Here is a 20,531-nt window from a genome sequence, read left to right as displayed (position 1 = left end):
GGGGGCGGGGGGGGGGCGGGGCGGCTCGGCCGGTTCGGGTGGCCCGCCCATCTCCATCAGCACCGGCCCGCGCCGTTTCGGGGGTTCAGCCATGGCGCCCTCCTATAGCCTGTCGCCGATCAGGAACTCGGCCGCGCGGTCCAGCCGGATATGCGGCGGCCCGTCGCCCGGCCGCAGCGTGCCCGGCGCCGGGGCGAAATCCATGATCGCATAGTCGCCGTCCAGCCAGCGCGCCGCGCCCTGGCTTGCCGGCACCAAGAGCTCGGCCGGATTGGCCGGCAGCTCGCCCGGATAGAAGGCCGCCTGCCGCCCGTCCATCAGCGTGCCGCGCACCGCGGGCAGTTCCTCGCCGTCCTGGCGGATCATCTCCTCGGTGGTGGTGCGCAGCGAGGCGATGGACATGGCCTCGGTCCGCGCGCCGGAGAAATCGGCGCGGTCGCGCGCCTCGCGCAGCATGGCGGCAGTGATCGCGGTTAGGCGCGGATGCTGGATGTGGTGCAAATGATCGGCCTTGGTGGCGGCGAACAGGATGCGCCCCACCCGGCGCGCGCCCAGAAGCTGCGCCAGCCACCCCGCCCGGCCGGGGCGAAAGGCGCCCAGGATGTCGGCCATGGCGCGGCGCATGTCCTCGACCGCCGGCGGCCCGGCATGGATCGCGCCCAGCACGTCCATCAGCACCACCTGCCGGTCGATGCGGGCGAAATGGTCGCGGAAGAAGGGCTTCACCACCCGCGCCTTGTAGGCCCCGAAGCGGCGCGCGAACTCGCGCCCCAGGGGCGTCGCCCGCATCTCATGCGGCAGCGGCGTGAAGGTCAGCGCCGGCGAGCCCTCCAGCTCCCCCGGCATCAGGAAGCGGCCGGGGGTGCAATCCGACCAGCCCGCGTCGCGTGCCCGGTGCAGGTGGCTCGTATAGGCCGCGGCCAGCGCCTGCGCGGCGGTCTCGTCGAAGCGCCCCGGATCGGTCGCGGCCAGCGCGGCGCGGAAGGTCTCGGCGCCGGGGCGGCCGGCCATGCGGTCCAGCACCTCCTGCGACCATTGGTCGAAATCCTTCTCCATCAGCCGCAGGTCCAGGAGCCACTCGCCCGGATAGTCGACGATGTCGAGATGCAGCACCTGCTGGCCGCGCCAGCCGGCGATCAGCCCGCGCGGCTGCACCCGCAGGGACAGGCGCAGCTGGCTGACATGGCGCGTGCCCTCGGGCCAATGCGGGTCGGGGCCGGTCATGGCGGCCAGGTGGCGCTCATAGTCGAATCGCGGCACGGTGTCGTCGGGCTGCGGCTGCAGCCACGCCGCCTTGAGCGAGCCGTCGGCCGCCGCCCGCAGCGCCGCCATCCGGCCGCGGTCCAGAAGGTTCGCCACCAGCGAGGTGATGAACACGGTCTTGCCCGCCCGCGACAGTCCCGTCACCCCAAGCCGCAGCACCGGGTCGGACATGCCCAGGCCCTGCATCAGATCGTCGGCGATACCCATTCCGTCCCTCGCTTTGGCCGGGTCAAGATAGGCAGGCCGGCGGCGGATGTGTAGGGGCAGGTCTTTTCGCCTGGGCGGCGCTTTGCCATAAGGCGCGAATGCAACTGCCCATCGACGCCGTATTGCCCGAACTGACCGCCGTGCTGGCCGCCCATGGCCGCGCGGTGCTGATGGCGCCGCCCGGCGCGGGCAAGACCACCCGCGTCCCCCTGGCGCTGCTGCCCGTCGTCACCGGCCGCATCCTCATGCTGGAGCCGCGCCGCCTGGCCGCCCGCGCCGCGGCCGAGCGCATGGCCGAGACGCTGGGCGAGCCCCTGGGCCGCACCGTCGGCTATCGCATCCGCGGCGAGGCGGTGCCGGGCAACCGCATCGAGGTCGTGACCGAGGGCATCCTGACCCGGATGATCCAGTCCGACCCCGAGCTTTCGGGCGTCGGCTGCGTGATCTTCGACGAATTCCACGAACGCAGCCTGAATGCCGACCTGGGCCTGGCCCTGGCCTGGGAAGCGCGGCAGGCGCTGCGCCCCGACCTGGCGCTGCTGGTCATGTCGGCGACGCTGGACGCCGAGCCGGTCGCGGCGCTGATGGACGCGGCGCCGGTCATCCGCTCCGAGGGCCGGGCCTTTCCGGTCGAGACGCGCTGGCTTTCCCGCCCGCTGCCCGCAGGCAGCCGGCTGGTGCCCGAGGCGGCGCGGCTGATCACGGATGCCGAGGCGGCGACGCGCGACATCGGCGGCACCATCCTGGCCTTCCTGCCCGGCGAGGGCGAGATCCGCCGGGTGCAGGCCATGCTGGATGTCCCGGCCGAGGTCTTGCCGCTTTACGGCGCCATGGATTTCAAGGCGCAGCGCGCGGCCTTGCAGCCCCAGGGCGGCGGGCGGCGGCGGATCGTGCTGGCGACCGCGATCGCGGAAACCTCGCTGACCATTCCCGACGTGAAGGTGGTGGTCGATGCCGGCCGGGCGCGGCGGGCGCGCTTCGATCCCGGCTCGGGCATGTCGCGTCTGGTGACGGAACGCGTCAGCCGCGCCGAGGCAGAACAGCGCCGCGGCCGCGCCGGCCGGGTCGCGCCGGGCATCTGCTATCGGATGTGGGCGCGGGCCGAGGAGGGCGCGCTGCCCGCATTCGCCCCGCCCGAGATCGCCGTGGCCGACCTCGCCGGGCTGGCGTTGGAGCTGGCGATCTGGGGCTCGGACGGGCGCGACCTGGCCTTCCTGACCCCGCCGCCCGAGGCCGCGCTTACCGAGGCGCGGGCGCTCTTGCGCGACCTCGGCGCCTTGGACGCGGGCAACCGCATCACCGACCATGGCCGGCGCCTGGCGCCGCTGCCGCTGCATCCGCGGCTGGGGCACATGCTGGTCACGGCGGGGCGCGACGCCGCCGACCTCGCCGCGCTGATGGCCGAGCGCGACCCGCTGACCGGCGCCCCCGCCGACCTGGCCCTGCGCCTGGCGGCGATCCGCGACCTGCGCGCCTATCAGGACCGCCACCCCTGGCCGGCCAACCCCGGCACGCTGCATCGCATCCGCGACGAGGCCAAGCGCCTGCGCCGCATGGCAGCCGAGGGCGCGGGCCTCTCGCCGGGCGCCATGGCGGCGCTGGCCTATCCCGACCGCATCGGGCTGCGCCGCAAGGGCGAGCAACCGCGCTACGTGCTGTCGGGCGGCAAGGGTACCGCGCTGCCCGAGGGCGACGCGCTGGCGGCGCAGCGGCTGATCGTCGCCACCGACCTCGACGGCGATACGCGCGAGGCGCGCATCCGCATGGCCGCCGCCGTGACCGAGGACGAGATCCGCGCCCTCTTCCCCGGCCGCATCGAGACCGTCGCGCTGGTGGAATGGTCGCGGCGCGAGGGCCGCATCCTTGCCCGCCGCCAGGAACGCTTCGGCGCGCTGGTGCTGGCCGACCGGGCGCTGGACGACCCCGACCCGCAGGCGCTGGCCCGCGCCGCATTCGAGGGGCTGCGGGCGAACGGGCTGAACTGGACGCCAGGCGCCGCGCGGCTGCGGGCGCGGATCGCGCTGATCCCGGAACTCGGCCCGGTCGATGACGAAAGCCTGCTCGCCGATCCCGACTGGCTGCTGCCCTGGCTGGGCAAGGTGCGGACGCTTTCCGACCTGCGCGGGCTGGACCTGACCGAGGCGCTGAAGGCGCGCATCGGCTGGGACGGCCAGCGCCGGCTGGACCAGGCGGCGCCGGCGCATTTCGTCACGCCGCTCGGCCGCAAGGTGCCCATCGACTACGACCACGAAACCCCCTCGATCGAACTGAAGCTGCAAGAGCTGTTCGGCCTCGCGCGCCACCCGGTCGTCGGCAACCGGCCGCTGCGCATCACCATGCTCTCGCCCGGCGGCAAGCCCGTCGCGGTGACGACCGACCTGCCGGGCTTCTGGGCCGGCGGCTACGGCGATGTCAGGAAGGACATGCGCGGCCGCTACCCGCGCCACCCCTGGCCGGAAGACCCGCTGGAGGCCGACCCGACCACCCGCGCCAAGCCGCGCGGAACCTGATCATTTCTCTGTTCCCCAAATACCCCTGCGGCCGGGCAAGCTAGACCGCCTTCAGCCCCTTGAGCCGCAAGGCCAGCACGATCATCGCCCCGCCGATCAGCAGCGCGAACAGGCCGATCAGCCAGGCGATGCCCAGAAGTCCCGCCGCCGGCACCAGCGCCAGCAGCACGCCCCAGACCACCAGCAAGAGCCCGCTGAGCCCCAGCGCCCATTCGCCCTCGATCTCGTGCCGCAGCCGGATCGCGGCGATGATGCGAAAGATGCCGGCGACCACGCCCCAGGCGGCCATCCAGATGATGAAGGCCAGCGCCGTCGCCTCGGGCCAGAACAGCGCCATCAGGCCGATGGCGACGGACAGCGCGCCGTCCAGCGCCCAGGCCCACCAGCGGTCGTCCGCGGGCCTGCGCCGGAAGGCCATGACGATCGCCATCACCCCGTCGAAGATCGCATAGGCGCCAAAGACCAGCAGCAGCGCATAGACGGTCAGCCCCGGCCAGATCAGCGCCATCAGGCCGAACAGGATCGCCGCGATGCCGCGCAAGAGCGGCACCCACCAATGATCGGCCATCACCCGGATCAGGTTTTCCATGATAGTCGTCCCCTTTCAGACCCTTCTCAGGATCGCCGGATCGAAAGCCTCGGACCCGGTCTGACGGGGAAAGGTTAACATGGGGTTGCGGGAAACGGCCTGCGCGCGTTTCAGCAACCGAAAGTTGTGGCGAATTTGCTACAATGCCGTCAATCCAGCCGCTCGGGCAGGCTCATGCCGCGCAGGATCTCGGCCGCGGGCATCGGCCGCTTGCCCTCGCGCTGCGCCTCCAGCACCTCGACCGCGCCCTCGCCGCAGGCGATGGTGAAGCCCGACAGCACCTGGCCCGGCACGCCAGACCCGGCGGCAAGGCGCGAGCGCAGGAGCTTCACCCGTTCGTCGCCGACCACGCACCAGGCGCCGGGAAAGGGCGACAGGCCGCGGATCCGCCGGTCCACGGCTGCGGCCGGCTGGCTCCAGTCGATCCGCGCCTCGGCCTTGTCGATCTTTTGCGCATAGGTCACGCCCTCGGCCGGCTGCGGCCGGGCGGGCAGGGGCAGGCGGTCCAGCGTCCGGGCGATCAGCGCCCCGCCCATCTCGGCCAGCCGGTCGTGCAGGTCGGCGGTGGTGTCCTCGGGGCCGATGGCGGTGTGCGCCTCGGCCAGGACCGGGCCGGTATCCAGTCCCGCCTCCATCTGCATGATGGCGACGCCGGTCTCGGCATCGCCGGCCATGATGGCGCGATGGATCGGCGCCGCCCCGCGCCAGCGCGGCAGAAGCGAGGCGTGGATGTTCAGGCAGCCCAGGCGCGGCGCCGCCAGCACCGGCGGCGGCAGGATCAGCCCATAGGCCACCACCACCGCCACATCGGCGGCCAGGGCGGCGAAATCCGCCTGCTCCTGCGGCGATTTCAGCCGCTCGGGCGTGCGCACGGGCAGGCCCAGCTCCTCGGCGGTGCGATGCACGGGCGAGGGGCGCGGCTTCTGCCCGCGCCCGGCCGCGCGCGGCGGCTGGGAATAGACCGCGACGACCTGGTGCCGCGCGGCGACGGCCCGCAGCGCCGGGACCGAGAAATCGGGGGTGCCCATGAAGATGACGCGCATCGCTGCCCTCCTTGTGTCGGGGTCTCATATCCCGGTCGCGGGCGCGGCAAAACCCTGCATGAAGGCGCGAATGTCGCGGGTGGCCCGCGCCCGCGCCTGCGCGTCGAACTCCAGCGGCGACAGCGACGAGCGTTCGCGCTGGTCGAAGCCGTGGTTGACGGCGGGATAGGTGGTGACGGCCAGATGCGCGCCCTGGGTGACCAGATCCTCGGCCATCCGGCGGCAATCGGCGGAATCGGTGATCGAATCCAGTTCGGCCAGCAGCATCAGCCCCCGCACATGGCCGGGCCAGGGCCCCTTGGCCGCGCCGTTCAGCAAGCCGCAATAGGGATACAGCAGCACGACCGGGCCAAGCTGCGCGGCAAGGCTGCCGGGCGGCGCGGGCCAGGTGGTCAGGCCGGGCGGCGGCTCGCCTTCGCCCAGCGCGCGCAGCAGCTCCATCGCCGTCCAGCCGCCATGCGAGGCGCCAAGCAGCGCCACGTCCGAGCCGTCGATGCCCGGCATCTCGCGCAGCGCCGCCAGCGCCACGGCCAGGTCTCCGGCGCGCTCGGCCCCCGGCAGGACTTGCCCGGCACAAAGCGCGCGCCAGGCCTGCGCCTTGTCCAGAAGCCGCGGCGCGTGACTGTCCAGGATCAGCGCCGCCCGGCCCATGGCCAGGAACTGCCGCGCCCAATAGTCCATGTTGTCATGCACCCCGTCGCAGCCCGACAGCAGCACCGCGGCGGGATGCGGGCCGGGGCCATCCGGCCGCAGGATGCGCCAATGCGGCTCCAGCCGGGCCAACCGCTCGGCCGGGGTCTCGGTCGCGGGCTGCCAGCCGGCATAGTTGCGCGCCGTGTTCAGCCCCAGCGCCAGGGCCACCAGCCCCAGCAGCGCCAGCGCCAGGATCAGCCGTTTGCGCATCCGAGCCTGCCCTCCTGGCCGCAGATCGCCTTGAGCCTTTCGCTGTCGGCGGCCGTCCAGCCCTCGGGCGCGGTGACGGCGACCCAGCCGTCGATATAGTCGCGGGCGTGATAGCTGTGGCCGAAGCCCGGCGGCGCCGAGGTCGAGACCAGCATGTCCACCGCCAGCTGCAGCTGCGTCACCACCGGGGTAAAGCGCAGCCGGGGCGAGACGTCGGGCGCCGGCGCCTCGTGCATCCATTCCGGCGCCCGCCACAGCGAGGCGGGGTCGTAGAACACGATCGGGTCGCTGGCATATTGCAGGAACAGGATGCGCAGCCGCCCCCAGGGCCGGCCCGAGCGGTCGGGCGGCGCATATTGGCTGGCATAGCGGATCACCTCGCCCTCATCCAGCTCGGGCAGGACGAAGCGGCTGTCGGGCTGGCGCGCGCCATTGGCCTGCCGCCACAGGGTCGAGGTAAAGGGCGGGCCCACCCAGAAGGCGCCGGCCACCGGCTCGTTCATCATCTGGAACGGGTTGAAGGCATACATCGAGGACCAGGCACCCAGCGAGATGCCGTGCAGATAAAGGCGCGGCCGGCGGTCCGGGGGCAGGTGGCGCCAATGCTCATAGACCGCGCGCATCAGCGCCGTGGTCTGGTCGAGGCCGGATTCGGTCTCGAAGATCAGGGCCAGCGGGCTTTGCAGATAGGAATATTGCACCGCCACCGTCGCCACGTCGCCGCCATGCATGTATTCCAGCGCGTCGTAGCTGGCCGGGTCCATCCAGCCGGTTCCGGTGGGGCTGGCCAGCACCAGCACCTTGCGGTCGAAGGCGCCCACGCGCAGCATCTCGTCCAGCGCCGCCTGGGCGCGGGCCTGGGGATCCTTGTCCTGGGCCAGGCCGACATAGATGCGCAGCGGTTCCTTGGCCGGGCGGCCGGTAAAGCCCGAGATGGCGCGGGCGCGCGGGCCGCCCAGCACGAAGTCGCGCCCCGGCTTGCCCATCAGCTCCCAGTCGATGCCGGAGGCGGCCGAGCCGGGCTGCCATGGCTCGGCGGGCGGCGGCACGCTGGGGTCGGTCAGGTGCTGGGCCGCGGCATAGGAGCTGTCGGCGATGCGCATCGCCCCGTTCACCACCCCGTCGCGGGTCAGCGTCACCACGATCAGCACCGCCAGCAGCAGGCCCAGCACATTGGCGCTGCGCACCGGGATATAGCGCGCCAGCCGCAGCCGCAGCAGGTCGAACAGCGCCTGGATCGCCTTGCCGGTCACGAAAAGCACCAGGAACACCGCCAGCGCCAGGGCCAGCATCTTGGCGGTGTTGTTGACCTCCAGATCCGGCATGCCCATGCGGGCGCGGATGCTGTTCTGCCATGCGCCCGAGAGGATCACCCCGCGCCCCAGCAGCACCAGCACCGGCACCGCCAGGACGGCATGGGCGATGCGCGCCGGCCGGCCCCGCAGCACCGGCAGCTCCAGCGCGCGCCACAGCGCCAGCAGGAACTGGGTCATGACATAGCCCGCCGCCATCGACACCCCGGCCAGCACCCCCTGCATCAGCCAGTCCCGCGGGATCAGCGAGGGCGTGAGCGAGGCGGCCATGAACAGCAGGCCGGCAAGAAGGGGCAGCACGGAAAACATCTCTGGCCTGGCGTCCCTGGGGCTGGGCCCGCGGCGGCGGCGGGCGGGTTTCGGCGGCAACGGCCGCGGGAAGGGGCCGGGCTCTGCCGGACGGCCCGCCCCGCCCCTCCGTTCCGAGCCAAGGTTAAGGGCGGGCCGCGGCAAAGAAAAGCGCTTCCCTTCGCCAGGGGGTTCCCGTTTCCGGCTGGCGCTACGGGGCGCCGGCACCCGCGCGCCTGCCGCACGGGCACAGGGCACCGTCGCCGTCCAACGGCGGCGGCCGCGCCCCAGCGAAGCGTCGCATGGGTATTTGGAAAACGGAAAGAAGGCGGCCGCGCGAACCATGGCGCGGGCCTGTGTTTCTTCGTTCCACAAATACTCATCCGGCCGCGCACTATTCCCGAGCGTTGAAAAGGATGCGCAGGGGCCCAGCCCGCCCCAGCGTCGCCCGAACACGCGCGGGGCCCTGTAATGGGTGGGAGGCTGTCGCGGCTTGCAACACGACCGACAAGCGCGGCCGTGCCGATCTTCGCCCGCTGGATCGGCGTCGCGGCGGGAAGCTGCGCTGGAAAAGAAAATGGCGGCCGGGGTGATCCGACCGCCCCGCCTTCGACTTGCCAGGACCAATCACCAGTCAGTCGTCTCCGGCAGAATGAAATATGGGGTCAGAGAGGGGGTTCCTCCAGGACAGGGATCAGCCTCAGGGTCGAGCCCGACAGGACCGAAGCCCAGAACCGCCTTCACCAGCTGGCGAAGCTCATGGATCAGCGACCGTTCTTCGCCGCCCGGAGCCGTCACCTGCGGGGGCCTGCAAGGCGCCTTCACCGTTTCCCAATATTCATGCGGCCTTGCAGGCATTCCCACGCCCGAAGCGGGGCGCAGCGGGGTGCAGCCCGCCCCACGCCTTCGTCATCGCCGCGACAGCTTGGCCGATTTCGCCACCAGCATCTTGCGGCGCAGGGGCGAGAGGTGATCGACATAGAGCCGCCCGTCCAGGTGGTCGATCTGGTGCTGCACCGAAGTCGCCCAGAGGCTGACGAAATCCCGTTCCTCGATCTCGCCCTGGGCGTTCAGGAAGCGGACGGTGACGGCGCGCGGCCGCTCGATCCGGGCCGAGACGCCGGGCAGGTTCGGGCTGGCCTCCTCATGCGGGCGCAATTGCACGCTGGCGTGCAGGATCTCGGGATTGGCCATGCGCACCGCCTGGCCGCGCTTTTCCGATGCGTCCACCACCGCCAGCCGCTGCATGATGCCGATCTGCGGCGCGGCCAGGCCGACGCCGGGCATCGCCTCCATCGTGTCGATCATGTCGTCCCAGATCATCCGCACGGTCTCGGTGATCGCGGGGACCGGCTGGGCCGGGATGTGCAGCCGGCGGTCGGCATAGGGCAGGAAGGGGCGGACGGTCATCGGGCGGCCTTGTCAGGAATGCCCGCCCGGCTATCACGGCGGCGGGCGAAGGTAAATCCGGGCCGAAAGCCGCCCGTGCCGGGCATGGGCCGGCTATCGGCGGCCGTCAGGTTCGTGCCGTCGCGCATGGGCAAGCGTCAGTCGCCGCTCGGGCCCGGCGGGAAGGCACGGGCTTTCGGAGAGCATGAACAGCGCCGCCCGGCGGTCTGCCCCGGCCTGGCGCCCGACGGGATGGCTCAGCGCACGCCGGAATCCTCGGGGCCTTCCAGCGCATCGAGGATGAGCCGGCCGTCCAGGTGGTCGGCCTCGTGCTGGGCGATGCGGGCCTCGATCCCGGCCAGGGTCAGGACTTGCATCGCCCCCGTCAGGTCGAAGCAGCGCATCGAGATCGTGACCGGCCGCGTCACCGCGACCGGCCGGCCGGGGATCGAGAGGCAGGCTTCCTCGATCGTCTCGACCTCGCCGCCCAGGGCCAGGATCTCGGGGTCCATGACCACGCGGGGCAGGGGGGCGCCCTCCTTCCAGCCGTGGTCCATGACGAAGATGCGCCAGCCCTCGCCGATCTGCGGCGCGGCAAGGCCGCGGCCGCCGGCGTGATACATGGTCGCCAGCAGGTCGGCCGCCAGCTGCGAGACCTCGTCCCAGCCCAGCCGCCCGACCGGCGCGCAGATGCGGCGCAGCGCCGGGTCGGGGTGGATCAGGATCGGGCGGATGCGCCCCTGCGCGGCAAGCCGGGCCGGATCGGGGCCCTGGGACGCCTGCGCGGCATCCTCGCCCGACAGGGGCTCAGGCACGCGCGCGCTCGCGTTTCAGCTTGACCATCTTGCGGGTGATCATCTGCCGCTTGATCGGGCCGAGATAGTCGATGAACAGCTTGCCGTCGAGGTGGTCGATCTCGTGCTGGGCGCAGGTGGCCCAGAGCCCCTCGAAATCGCGCTCATGCGTCTTGCCGTCCAGGCCCAGCCAGCGCACCTTGACCCCGGCCGGGCGGGTCACGTCGGCATATTGCTCGGGGATCGACAGGCAGCCCTCCTCATAGGTGTTCAGCGCCTCGGAACGCCAGGTGATCTCGGGGTTGACCATGACGATGGGGTTGCGCGGCGCCTCGGGATCCTTTTCGCAATCCATGACGTAAAGCCGCGACAGCACGCCCACCTGCGGCGCGGCCAGGCCCACGCCCGGCGCGTCATACATGGTGGCCAGCATGTCTGCGGCCAGGGTCTCGATCTCGGGGGTGATGCGGGCCACGGGCTCGCAGGGCTTCTTCAGCCGCGGATCGGGATGGAGGATGATGCTGCGCAATGTCATGCCCGTGATCTAGGGCAAGCCTTGGCCTTGCGCAACAAGCCGCTATGCTGCCCCGAACAGAAAGCGCCCGAACGGAAAACAAGGGGAAACCATGGCCCAGCCCGACTTCGACGAGATCATCGACCGCACCGGCACCCATTGCTCGAAATGGGACGACATGCAGGCGATCTACGGCGTCTCGCCCGGCGACGGGATTGCGATGTGGGTCGCGGACATGGACTTCCGTCCGCCGGCCCCGGTGCAGCGCGCGGTCGAGGCGATGGCCGCGCATGGGATCTATGGCTATCCCGGCGCCAACCCGGACTATGTCGGGGCGATCCGCTGGTGGATGGACAGCCGCCACGGCTGGCAGGTCGAGCCGGAATGGATTCTGTCTGCGCATGGGCTGGTGAACGGCACGGCGATCTGCGTCGATGCCTTCACCCAGCCGGGCGACCGGGTGATCGTCATGACCCCGGTCTATCACGCCTTCGCCCGCGTCATCCGCGCCTCGGGCCGCGAGGTGGCCGAGTTCCCGCTGGCCCTCCAGGACGGCCAGTATCGCATGGACTGGGAGGGCTGGCAGCGCCTGCTGACCGGGCGCGAGCGGATGCTGATCCTGTGTTCGCCGCATAACCCCGGCGGAAGGGTCTGGAGCGCCGAGGAACTGCGCCAGGTCGCCGATTTCTGCGCCGCCCATGACCTGATCCTGGTCTCGGACGAGATCCACCACGACCTGGTCATGCCCGGCAGCCCGCGCCATCGCGTGCTGGCGACCGTCGTGCCCGAGGCCGCGCCGCGGCTGGTGACGCTGACCGCCGCCACCAAGACCTTCAACATCGCCGGCGCCCATATCGGCAACCTGATCGTCGCCGACGAGGGGCTGCGCAAGCGCCTGCAGGGCCGGCTGATGGCGCTGGGCATCTCGCCCGGCCTGTTCGGGCCGGGCATGGTCGCCGCCGCCTATTCGCCCGAGGGCGCGGCCTGGGTCGATGCGCTGGTGGCCTATCTGGACGGCAACCGGCGGCTGTTCGACGAGGGCGTGAACGCGATCCCCGGCATCCGCTCGATGCCGCTGCAGGCGACCTACCTGGCCTGGGTCGATTTCTCGGGCACCGGCATGGAGCGGGCCGAGTTCACCCGGCGGGTCGAGCAGGGCGCGCGTATCGCCGCCAACCACGGCGGCACCTTCGGCACGGGGGGCGAGGACTTCCTGCGCTTCAACATCGCCACGCCCCGCGCCCGCGTGGCCGAGGCGGTGGCGCGGCTGCAAGAGGCGTTTCGCGACCTGCAATGAGGCGGCTGGGCGGGATCTTCTCGGCACTGTGCCTGGCGGCGGTCCTTGGGGGGCTGTGGCTGCTTTGGGCGCCGCAGCCCGCGCCCGTCCCGGTGCCGCAGCCGCCGGCGGCGGGCTGGCACTGGCCGCGCCTGCCCGATCTGCGCCTGCCCGAGTTCCGGCTGCCGCGCATCACCCTGCCGCCGATCTTCCAACGCCCGCCCCTGCGGCCGGATGCGTCCATCGCCTCGCCGGTCGAGCGCATCCTGGTCGAGAAATCCGCCCGCCGCATGACGGTGTATCAGGAAAGCGGGCCGCCCCGGACCTTTCGCATCGCGCTGGGCTTTTCACCCCAGGGCGACAAGAGCCGCGAGGGCGACGGCCGCACGCCCGAGGGCATCTTTCGCATCGACCGGCTGAACCGGCAAAGCGCCTATCACCTGTCGCTGGGCATCGACTATCCGCAGCCCCGCCACCGCGAGGCGGCGCGCGCCCTGGGCGTCAGCCCCGGCGGCGACATCATGATCCACGGCCAGCCGAACCAGGTGCCCGAGGGCTTTCGGGTCAAGGGCGACTGGACCGCCGGCTGCATCGCCGTCGACAATGCCGAGATCGCCGAGATCTTCGCCCATGCCCGCATCGGCACCGAGGTCGAGATCCGGCCCTGAGACGCGACCCGGCGCGACGCCTTGCCGCAGCCCTTGCCCAAGGATAAGGCAGGGGCATGACGCCCAATCGCTACGCCCCCCATCTGCGCGCGACGCTCGCGCTCGGCCTGCCGCTGGTCGGCAGCCACCTGGCCCGCATGGCCATCCATGTCGCCGATACCGTCATGGTCGGCTGGTATGGGGTCGAGGAACTGGCGGCGCTGGTCATCGCGGTGTCCTTCTTCAACATCCTGTTCTTCCTGGGCATGGGCTTCGGCATCGGCGTCATGGGGCTGATCGCCACCGCCATCGCGCGGGGCGACGAGGTCGAGGTGCGCCGCTCGGCCCGGATGGCGCTGTGGCTGTCTTTGGCCTTCGCCGTGGCGGTGGTCCCGGCCATGTGGCATTCCGAGCCGATCCTGCTGGCCATCGGGCAGGAGCCGGTGGTGGCGCGGCTGGCGCAGGACTACCTGCGCATCGCCGGCTTCGGCCTGATCGCCGTGCTGTGCCAGCTGACGCTGAACAGCTACCTGGCGGCGATGGAGCGGCCGCAGGTGGTGCTGTGGATCACGCTGGCCGGGCTGCCGCTGGTGATCGTGCTGAACTGGCTGCTGATCTTCGGCAATCTGGGCGCGCCGGAACTGGGGGTGCGCGGCGCCGCCATCGCCGCCATCGCGGTGCAGTTTTCGCAGCTTCTGGCGATCGCCGCCTATGCGGCCTGGCTGCCGGCCGCGCGCAAATACCAGCTGTTCCGGCGATTCTGGCGCCCCGACTGGGCGGGGATGCGGGCGGTCTTCGTGCTGGGCCTGCCGATCGGGCTGACCATGGTGGCCGAGGGCGGGCTTTTCGTCGGCTCGAACGTGATGATGGGCTGGATCGGCACGCGCGAGCTGGCGGCGCACGGGATCGCGCTGCAGCTCGCCTCGCTGACCTTCATGCTGCACCTGGGCATGTCGAACGCGGCCACCGTGCGCATCGGCCAGGCCAAGGGCCGCGGCGACGCCCGCTGGATGCGCGACGCGGGGGTGACGGTGACGGCGGTCTCGGTGGTGATCGCCGCGCTGGCGGTGGCGGCTTTCGAGCTGTTCCCGCGCCAGCTGGTCGGGCTTTACCTGGACGCCTCCCACCCCGAGACCCCGGCCATCGTCGAGATCGCGGCGGGGCTGCTGTTCTATGCCGGGCTGTTCCAGCTGATGGATGCGATGCAGGTGATCGGGCTGGGGCTGCTGCGCGGGGTGCAGGACACGCGCGTGCCCATGGTGATCGCGGCGGTCAGCTATTGGCTGGTCGGCATCCCGGTGGCCTACGGGCTGGCCTTCGTCGCCGGGATCGGCCCGGCCGGCCTGTGGCTGGGGCTGGTCGCGGGCCTCAGCCTGGCCGCGGTGCTGCTGATGCGCCGCTTCTGGCGCGGGCTTGCGCGCGGGGACTGGACCCGCGAGGCGCGCGCGGTCTAGTCTGGCGCCGCAAGAGATCGAGAGGTTCGCCATGCGCCCGGTTTTCGTCCAGTTCCGTTGTTCGCCCGGCAAGACCTACGAGGTCGCCGACGCGATCTATGACCGCGAGATCGTCAGCGAGCTTTACTCGACCTCGGGCGACTACGACCTCCTGGCCAAGATCTATGTGCCCGAGGACCAGGATGTCGGGCATTACCTGTCCGAAAAGCTGTTCGACATCCCGCATATCGTGCGGACGCTGACGACGATCACCTTCAAGGCGTTCTAGCGAGTCTTGGCGTCGCCGCGCCTGCGGCACCATGGGGCTTCGCCCCGCTCGTCGCTGAAAAAGGTCCGGCGGACCTTTTTCCGGGCGCTCCTCGCCCCCCAGGATATTTGGACACGAAAGAAGCCGGCAGGCGGGCGCGCCCTTGCGCGGGGGCGGGGTTTGGGGTTTCTGTGGCGCCATGACGCGCTTTCGCTTTGCCCCCATTCCCGCCGCGCTGCCGGCGACGGTCCCCTTCACCGGCCCCGAGGCGCTGGAGCGGCGCCGCGGCGCGCCTTTCCGCGCCCGGCTGGGCGCCAACGAGAACGGCTTCGGCCCCTCGCCCCAGGCGGTGGCGGCCATGGCGCGGGCGGCGGAGGAGGTCTGGAAATACGGCGACCCCGACAGCCACGACCTGCGCCATGCGCTGGCCGCGCATCACGGGGTCGGGCCCGAGAACATCATGGTCGGCGAGGGGATCGACGGGCTCCTGGGGCTGCTCGTGCGGCTGATGGTGGCGCCGGGCGAGGTGGTGGTCAGTTCGGACGGCGCCTATCCGACCTTCAACTATCACGTGGCGGGCTTTGGCGGCCGGCTGGTCAAGGTGCCTTATCGCCACGATGCCGAAGACCCCGAGGCGCTGGCCGCGGCCGCGCATCGCCATGGCGCGCGGCTGGTCTATCTGGCGAACCCGGACAACCCGATGGGCAGCTGGCATCCCGGCCGCCGCATCGAGGCCATGCTGTACGCCCTGCCCGAGACGAGCCTGCTGGTGCTGGACGAGGCCTATGCCGAATTCGCCCCCTCCGACGCCATCCCCCGCATCGACGCCGAGGACGGGCGGGTGATCCGGTTCCGCACCTTTTCCAAGGCCCATGCCATGGCGGGGGCGCGGATCGGCTATGCCATCGGCCCGGCGGAGCTGATCGCCGGCTTCGACCGCATCCGCAACCATTTCGGCATCGGCCGCATCGCCCAGGCCGGCGCGCTGGCCGCGCTGGGGGACGCGGACTGGCTGGCCCATGTCCTGGCCGAAACCGCCGCCGCCCGCGCGCGCATCGCCGCGATCGCGCGCGACAACGGGCTGGCGGCGCTGCCCTCGGCCACGAATTTCGTCGCCATCGACTGCGGCCGCGACGGCGCCTTCGCCCGCGCCCTGCTGGATGCGCTGGCGCAGGAGGGCATCTTCGTGCGCATGCCGGGCGTCGCGCCGATGGATCGCTGCATCCGCGTCTCCTGCGGCCCGGAGCCGGAGATGGCCGCCCTGGCCGAGGCCCTGCCCAGGGCGCTTGGGGCGCTGTGCTGAGCGTTTCTCCGTTCTGAAAATACTCCCGCGACCGCGCCGCTCGCGCCGGTCAGTCCAGGGGTAGCGCCGTGGTCGCCTTCAGCTCCTCCATCGAGAGAAGCGCCGTGACGTTGTGGATCCTCACCTCGGAAATCAGCGCCTGGTAGAAGCGGTCATAGGCCCGCGCATTGCGCACCCGCACCTTCAGGATATAGTCGATGTCGCCGGCCAGCCGGTGCGCCTCGATCACCTCGGGGCGGGCGCGCACCGCGGCCAGGAAGCGGCGCGCCCATTCCGGGTCGTGTTCGCTGGTGCGGATCAGCACGAAGAAGCAGGCGTCGAGCCCCAACGCATCGGGGTCGAGCAGGGCCACCTGGCCGCGGATCACCCCCGCCTCGCGCAGCTTGCGAATCCGGTTCCAGACCGGGGTCTTCGAGGCCCCCACCCGCGCCGCGATGTCGTCGAGCGACAGCGTGGCGTCCTCTTGCAGCAGGGACAGGATTTTGCGGTCGGTGTCGTCGAGCCGGATGGGAGTTTGCCTGTTGTCGCTCATCGTGAAACCTGGTCCTTGCTGTGCCGCTGACATGCGGAGATGTTTCTTATTTTTCCGCCCCACTCGTCAATATGGGGGATTTTTTTCTATATAGATGCCAGAGGAAACGAAAGGCAAAGGCCATGTCCAAAGGCTTCACCCCATCCCCCGCGACCCCCGGCGTCATCACCGCGAATGACCTGCGCATGGGCCATTGCGTGTGGATGCGTGACGGCAAGTGGACCGCAGACCCGCGCGAGGCCGAGCTGTTCGAGGACGAGGCCATCGCCGAGCTGGCGCTGCTCGACGCGACCTCTCAGGCCCATCTCGTCGTCGGCCCCTATCTGATCGAAGCGAAGCGTGGGGCCGACGGCCGGCCCGAGCCGGCCCATTTCCGCGAGGCGTTCCGCCGCAGCGGCCCCACCCATCGCCATTTCAAGCAAGCCGAGTTCGAGGCCAGCAATGTTTGACGCACGTCCCCAGCACAACGACCAGCATCGCGAATACCTGCGCCACCGCACCCAGCAGTTCCGCCGCCAGGTCGAGCGCCGCCTGGACGGCAGCCTGACCGAAGAGGAATTCCGGCCGCTGCGGCTGAAGAACGGCGTCTACCTGCAGCTGCATTCCTACATGTACCGGGTGGCGATCCCCTATGGCGCGCTGACCCCGGACCAGATGCGCATGCTGGGCCATGTGGCCGAGCGCTGGGACCGCGGCTACGGCCATTTCACCACCCGCACCAATATCCAGTTCCACTGGCACAAGCTGGTCGACATTCCCGATTCCATGGAGGCGCTGAACTCGGTCGGCATCCACAGCATCCAGACCTCGGGCAACACCATCCGCAACGTCAATGCCGACGCCTTTGCCGGCGCCGCCGCCGACGAGCTGGAGGATCCGCGCCCCTGGGCCGAGCTGATCCGCATCTGGTCCACCGACCATGCCGAATTCCAGTTCCTGCCGCGCAAGTTCAAGATCTCGGTCTCGGCCGGCAAGCAGGACCGCTCGGCGGTCTCGGCCTATGACATCGGGCTGCGCATCGTCGAGAAGGACGGCCAGCGCGGCTTCCAGGTCTGGGTCGGCGGCGGGCTGGGCCGCACGCCCTACCTGGGCCAGGTGATCCGCGAATTCCTGCCGCAGGCCGACCTGCTGCCCTATCTGGAGGCGATCCTGTCGGTCTACAACCTGACCGGGCGGCGCGACAACAAGTGGAAGGCACGGATCAAGATCACCGTGAACGAGCGCGGTCTTGACGTGTTCCGCGCCGATGTCGAGGAAGAGTTCAAGCACCGCCGCCAGCAGTTCTCGGGGCTGGACCAGGAGATCCTGAACGACCTGCGCGCCCAGTTCGCGCCGCCGGAATTTCTCGACGCCCCGGTCGAGGGCTATGAGGCGGCGCGGGCGGCGAACGGCGCCTTCCGGTCCTGGACCGACACCAACCTGCATCCGCACCGCATTCCGGGCTATGCCAGCGTCATCGTCACGCTGAAGGCGCCGGGTGCCACGCCGGGCGACATGAGCGCCGAGCAGATGCGGCTGGTGGCCGACCTGGCCGAGCGGCTGGCCCATGGCGACATCCGGGTGAACCACGACCAGAACCTGGTCCTGCCCCACGTGCGCAAGGCCGACCTGCCCGAGATCTACGAGGCGCTGCGCGCGGTCGGGCTGGCCACGGCGAATTTCGGCAAGATCACCGACATCATCTCTTGCCCGGGCATGGACTACTGCACCCTGGCCACCGCGCGCTCGATCCCGATCGCGCAGGACATCGCCGCGCATTTCCGCGCCCGCGGCCTGGAGGACGAGATCGGCGAGATGAAGATCCGCATCTCGGGCTGCATCAACGCCTGCGGCCATCACCACCTGGGCCATATCGGCATCCTGGGCCTGGACCGGGCGGGGGTCGAGAACTACCAGATCACGCTGGGCGGCGACGGCTACGAGACCCCGACGCTGGGCCAGCGCGCCGGTGCCGGCTTCCCGGCCGACGAGGTGGTGCCGGCCATCGACCGGCTGGTCGACGCCTATCTGGAACTGCGCGAATCGCCCGAGGAACGCTTCATCGACGCCTATCGCCGTCTGGGGGTGGCTCCGTTCAAGGCGGCGCTGTATCCGGCCGATGCTTGATCAGACGCTGGATGCCCGCGCCGCGCGGCTGAACGACCGCTATCGCCATCACGCCGCGACCGAGGTGCTGCGGCGTGCGCTGCGCGACCCCGACCTGGGCTCGACCACGCTGGTCTCGAGCTTCGGGGCGGAATCGGTGGTGCTGTTGCACATGGTCTCGGTGGTGGCGCCGGGGACGCCGGTGCTGTTCATCGACACGATGATGCTGTTCCAGGAGACGCTGGACTATCAGCTTGAGGTGACGGAAAGGCTGAAGCTGACCGATGTGCGGGTGATCCGCGCCACCGAGCGCGAGGTGGCGCTGAACGACCCGGACGGGACGCTGCACCAGTTCAACACCGACGCCTGCTGCGATTTCCGCAAGACCGTGCCGCTGGAACGCGAGCTGGCAAGGTTCGATGCCTGGATCACCGGCCGCAAGCGCTTCCAGGGCGGCGAGCGCCAGCAGCTGGAGTTCTTCGAATCCGAGCCGCCGTCGCGGCTGCGCATCAACCCGCTGGCCCATTGGCGTCCGCAGGACGTCCAGGACTACATGGCCGAGAACAACCTGCCGCGTCACCCGCTGGTCGCCAGGGGCTATGCCTCGATCGGCTGCGCGCCCTGCACCTCGCCGGTCAAGCCCGGCGAAGACCCGCGCGCCGGCCGCTGGCGGGGCAGCCAGAAGACCGAATGCGGCATCCATTTCATCGGCGGGCGCATGGTCCGCACAGGAGCGAAGGCATGAGCGATTTCTTTCTGGTCCGCGATGACGGCTTCCACCCCCATGACGGGGCCGAGCCCGTCACCCTGGCGCCCGATACGAAACCGGCCGATCTCGAGGCCTATCTGGCGCATGACCTGATCGCCATCGACTTCCCGGCCATGACCGACGGGCGCGGCTTCTCGCTGGCCCGCCTCCTGCGCCAGAAGGGCTACAAGGGCCGGCTGCGCGCGGTCGGCAAGCTGATCTCGGACCAATATGCCATGGCCCGCCGCGTCGGCTTCGACGAGGTGCAGATCCCCGCCGCCCTGGCCGAGCGCCAGCCGCAGGACCAATGGCTCTATCGCGCCGATTGGCGCGACTGGGACCATCGGTCGCGGCTCGCCGGCTGAAACCTGGGGTTTCGCCCCGCCCTCCCATGCATTAGATAGACCGGGAATCCCGAACATGACACTGGATCTTTCCGTGGACCTTGCCGCCAAACCCGCCAAGACGTTGCCCGACGCCCAGACCGTGACCTCGGTCAGGCACTGGACGGACCGGCTGTTCTCGTTCCGGGTGACGCGGCCGGCCAGCCTGCGCTTCCGTTCGGGCGAATTCGTGATGATCGGCCTGCCGGATGACAACGGCAAGCCGATCCTGCGCGCCTATTCCATCGCCTCGCCCAACTGGGACGAGGAGCTGGAGTTCTATTCGATCAAGGTGCCGGACGGGCCGCTGACCTCGCGGCTGCAGAACATCCAGCCGGGCGACCAGATCATCCTGCGCCCCAAGCCCGTGGGCACGCTGGTGCTGGACGCGCTCCTGCCCGGCAAGCGCATGTGGTTCCTGGCCACCGGCACCGGCATCGCGCCCTTCGCCAGCCTGATGCGCGACCCCGAGACCTATGAGCGCTACGAGCAGGTGGTGATGATGCATACCTGCCGCACCGCCGACGAGCTGGCCTATGGCCGCGAACTGGTCGAGAACCTGAAGCGCGACCCGCTGCTGGGCGAGCTTTACGGCGAGGAATTCGCCAGCCGGCTGCTGTATTACCCGACGACGACGCGGGAAGAGACGCAATACGCGGGCCGGATCACCGACAACCTGACCTCGGGCAAGGTGTTCCGGGATCTGAACCTGCCGCCGATGGATGCGACAAATGACCGCGCCATGATCTGCGGCAGCCTGGCCTTCAACACCGATGTCAAGGCGGTGCTGGAAGGGTTCGGCCTGCGCGAGGGCGCGAACAGCGATCCCAAGGAGTTCGTGGTCGAGAAGGCCTTCGTGGGCGACGGCATCTGAGCGTCGCGCGGGGGGGGGTTTCCCCCCCCCCCCCCGCGCCCCCCGCCTGGGGGCCCGGGGGGGTCCCCCCCGGGCATTTGGTCACGGAGAAAGACCGGGGGCGGGCACTCGCCGGGCGGTGGCCCTCGTTCGGCGCCCGCTCAAACGGAGCAAAGTTTATGCCGCGCGT

The 20,531-nt window shown here is 70.6% G+C and carries 20 protein-coding genes; 11 read left to right on the top strand and 9 right to left on the bottom strand.

What is annotated here, in order from left to right:
• Nucleotides 1-102: 102 nt before the first annotated feature.
• A complete protein-coding gene (locus IT40_RS23390) occupies nucleotides 103-1,470 on the bottom strand; it encodes a YcjX family GTP-binding protein (RefSeq protein WP_036760237.1) in 1,368 nt (455 codons plus the stop codon).
• Between the two features lie 98 nt (nucleotides 1,471-1,568).
• Here IT40_RS23390 and hrpB point away from each other — a divergent pair, with 98 nt between their 5' ends.
• Nucleotides 1,569-3,980 (top strand): ATP-dependent helicase HrpB, encoded by a 2,412-nt coding sequence (gene hrpB / locus IT40_RS23385; RefSeq protein ID WP_036760235.1) that lies wholly within the window; start codon nucleotides 1,569-1,571, stop codon nucleotides 3,978-3,980.
• A gap of 40 nt (nucleotides 3,981-4,020) precedes the next feature.
• Here the strand turns inward: hrpB and IT40_RS23380 are convergent, their stop codons facing one another.
• The 7 genes from IT40_RS23380 to def (IT40_RS23350) form a co-directional block, all read right to left on the bottom strand.
• Complete coding sequence (locus IT40_RS23380) at nucleotides 4,021-4,569, bottom strand: HdeD family acid-resistance protein (RefSeq protein ID WP_036760234.1); 549 nt, start codon at nucleotides 4,567-4,569, stop codon at nucleotides 4,021-4,023.
• Between the two features lie 149 nt (nucleotides 4,570-4,718).
• Complete coding sequence (gene fmt, locus IT40_RS23375; protein WP_036760233.1) at nucleotides 4,719-5,612, bottom strand: methionyl-tRNA formyltransferase; 894 nt, start codon at nucleotides 5,610-5,612, stop codon at nucleotides 4,719-4,721.
• A 24-nt stretch (nucleotides 5,613-5,636) separates the two neighbouring features.
• A complete protein-coding gene (locus tag IT40_RS23370) occupies nucleotides 5,637-6,515 on the bottom strand; it encodes a dienelactone hydrolase family protein (RefSeq protein ID WP_036760232.1) in 879 nt (292 codons plus the stop codon).
• Nucleotides 6,500-8,137, bottom strand: coding sequence for an alpha/beta hydrolase (locus IT40_RS23365; protein WP_036760231.1), 1,638 nt, complete (start codon nucleotides 8,135-8,137; stop codon nucleotides 6,500-6,502). Before IT40_RS23365 ends, IT40_RS23370 begins: the two co-directional genes overlap by 16 nt.
• A gap of 888 nt (nucleotides 8,138-9,025) precedes the next feature.
• Complete coding sequence (gene def, locus IT40_RS23360; RefSeq protein ID WP_036760229.1) at nucleotides 9,026-9,526, bottom strand: peptide deformylase; 501 nt, start codon at nucleotides 9,524-9,526, stop codon at nucleotides 9,026-9,028.
• A gap of 236 nt (nucleotides 9,527-9,762) precedes the next feature.
• On the bottom strand, nucleotides 9,763-10,320 hold the full coding sequence (locus IT40_RS23355) for a peptide deformylase (protein WP_052096249.1): 558 nt from the start codon (nucleotides 10,318-10,320) through the stop codon (nucleotides 9,763-9,765).
• Nucleotides 10,313-10,834, bottom strand: a complete 522-nt coding sequence (gene def, locus IT40_RS23350) for a peptide deformylase (RefSeq protein WP_036760228.1) — start codon at nucleotides 10,832-10,834, stop codon at nucleotides 10,313-10,315. Before def (IT40_RS23350) ends, IT40_RS23355 begins: the two co-directional genes overlap by 8 nt.
• 91 nt (nucleotides 10,835-10,925) lie before the next feature.
• Between def (IT40_RS23350) and IT40_RS23345 the strand changes: the two genes are divergently transcribed.
• The 5 genes from IT40_RS23345 to IT40_RS23325 all read left to right on the top strand — a co-directional run bounded on the left by IT40_RS23345 (nucleotide 10,926) and on the right by IT40_RS23325 (nucleotide 15,740).
• On the top strand, nucleotides 10,926-12,110 hold the full coding sequence (locus IT40_RS23345) for a MalY/PatB family protein (protein WP_036760226.1): 1,185 nt from the start codon (nucleotides 10,926-10,928) through the stop codon (nucleotides 12,108-12,110).
• Nucleotides 12,107-12,757 (top strand): L,D-transpeptidase family protein, encoded by a 651-nt coding sequence (locus tag IT40_RS23340; RefSeq protein WP_036760224.1) that lies wholly within the window; start codon nucleotides 12,107-12,109, stop codon nucleotides 12,755-12,757. The genes IT40_RS23345 and IT40_RS23340 overlap by 4 nt, the downstream gene beginning before the upstream one ends.
• A gap of 56 nt (nucleotides 12,758-12,813) precedes the next feature.
• Nucleotides 12,814-14,190, top strand: coding sequence for an MATE family efflux transporter (locus IT40_RS23335; protein WP_036760220.1), 1,377 nt, complete (start codon nucleotides 12,814-12,816; stop codon nucleotides 14,188-14,190).
• Nucleotides 14,191-14,221: 31 nt separating this feature from the next.
• Nucleotides 14,222-14,458, top strand: coding sequence for an Lrp/AsnC ligand binding domain-containing protein (locus IT40_RS23330; protein ID WP_028713408.1), 237 nt, complete (start codon nucleotides 14,222-14,224; stop codon nucleotides 14,456-14,458).
• Between the two features lie 178 nt (nucleotides 14,459-14,636).
• Complete coding sequence (locus tag IT40_RS23325; protein ID WP_036760218.1) at nucleotides 14,637-15,740, top strand: pyridoxal phosphate-dependent aminotransferase; 1,104 nt, start codon at nucleotides 14,637-14,639, stop codon at nucleotides 15,738-15,740.
• Between the two features lie 49 nt (nucleotides 15,741-15,789).
• Here the strand turns inward: IT40_RS23325 and IT40_RS23320 are convergent, their stop codons facing one another.
• A complete protein-coding gene (locus IT40_RS23320; protein ID WP_036760216.1) occupies nucleotides 15,790-16,272 on the bottom strand; it encodes an Lrp/AsnC family transcriptional regulator in 483 nt (160 codons plus the stop codon).
• Between the two features lie 122 nt (nucleotides 16,273-16,394).
• On the opposite strand from IT40_RS23320, the gene IT40_RS23315 reads away from it, so the two are divergent.
• From IT40_RS23315 to IT40_RS23295, 5 genes are read left to right on the top strand one after another with little or no spacing between them, the layout of a single operon-like run.
• Nucleotides 16,395-16,721 (top strand): DUF2849 domain-containing protein, encoded by a 327-nt coding sequence (locus tag IT40_RS23315; RefSeq protein ID WP_036760214.1) that lies wholly within the window; start codon nucleotides 16,395-16,397, stop codon nucleotides 16,719-16,721.
• Nucleotides 16,714-18,378, top strand: coding sequence for a nitrite/sulfite reductase (locus IT40_RS23310; RefSeq protein WP_036760212.1), 1,665 nt, complete (start codon nucleotides 16,714-16,716; stop codon nucleotides 18,376-18,378). Before IT40_RS23315 ends, IT40_RS23310 begins: the two co-directional genes overlap by 8 nt.
• Nucleotides 18,371-19,102, top strand: a complete 732-nt coding sequence (locus IT40_RS23305) for a phosphoadenylyl-sulfate reductase (protein ID WP_036760210.1) — start codon at nucleotides 18,371-18,373, stop codon at nucleotides 19,100-19,102. The genes IT40_RS23310 and IT40_RS23305 overlap by 8 nt, the downstream gene beginning before the upstream one ends.
• Entirely contained in the window at nucleotides 19,099-19,470 is a 372-nt protein-coding gene (locus tag IT40_RS23300; protein ID WP_036760208.1) for a DUF934 domain-containing protein, read from the top strand. Before IT40_RS23305 ends, IT40_RS23300 begins: the two co-directional genes overlap by 4 nt.
• A gap of 55 nt (nucleotides 19,471-19,525) precedes the next feature.
• Nucleotides 19,526-20,362 (top strand): ferredoxin--NADP reductase, encoded by an 837-nt coding sequence (locus tag IT40_RS23295; protein ID WP_036760205.1) that lies wholly within the window; start codon nucleotides 19,526-19,528, stop codon nucleotides 20,360-20,362.
• The last annotated feature ends 169 nt before the right edge of the window (nucleotides 20,363-20,531 follow it).

Source organism: Paracoccus versutus (assembly GCF_000763885.1).
Lineage (GTDB): Bacteria > Pseudomonadota > Alphaproteobacteria > Rhodobacterales > Rhodobacteraceae > Paracoccus > Paracoccus versutus.
This window is presented reverse-complemented; position numbering and strand designations above follow the sequence as displayed.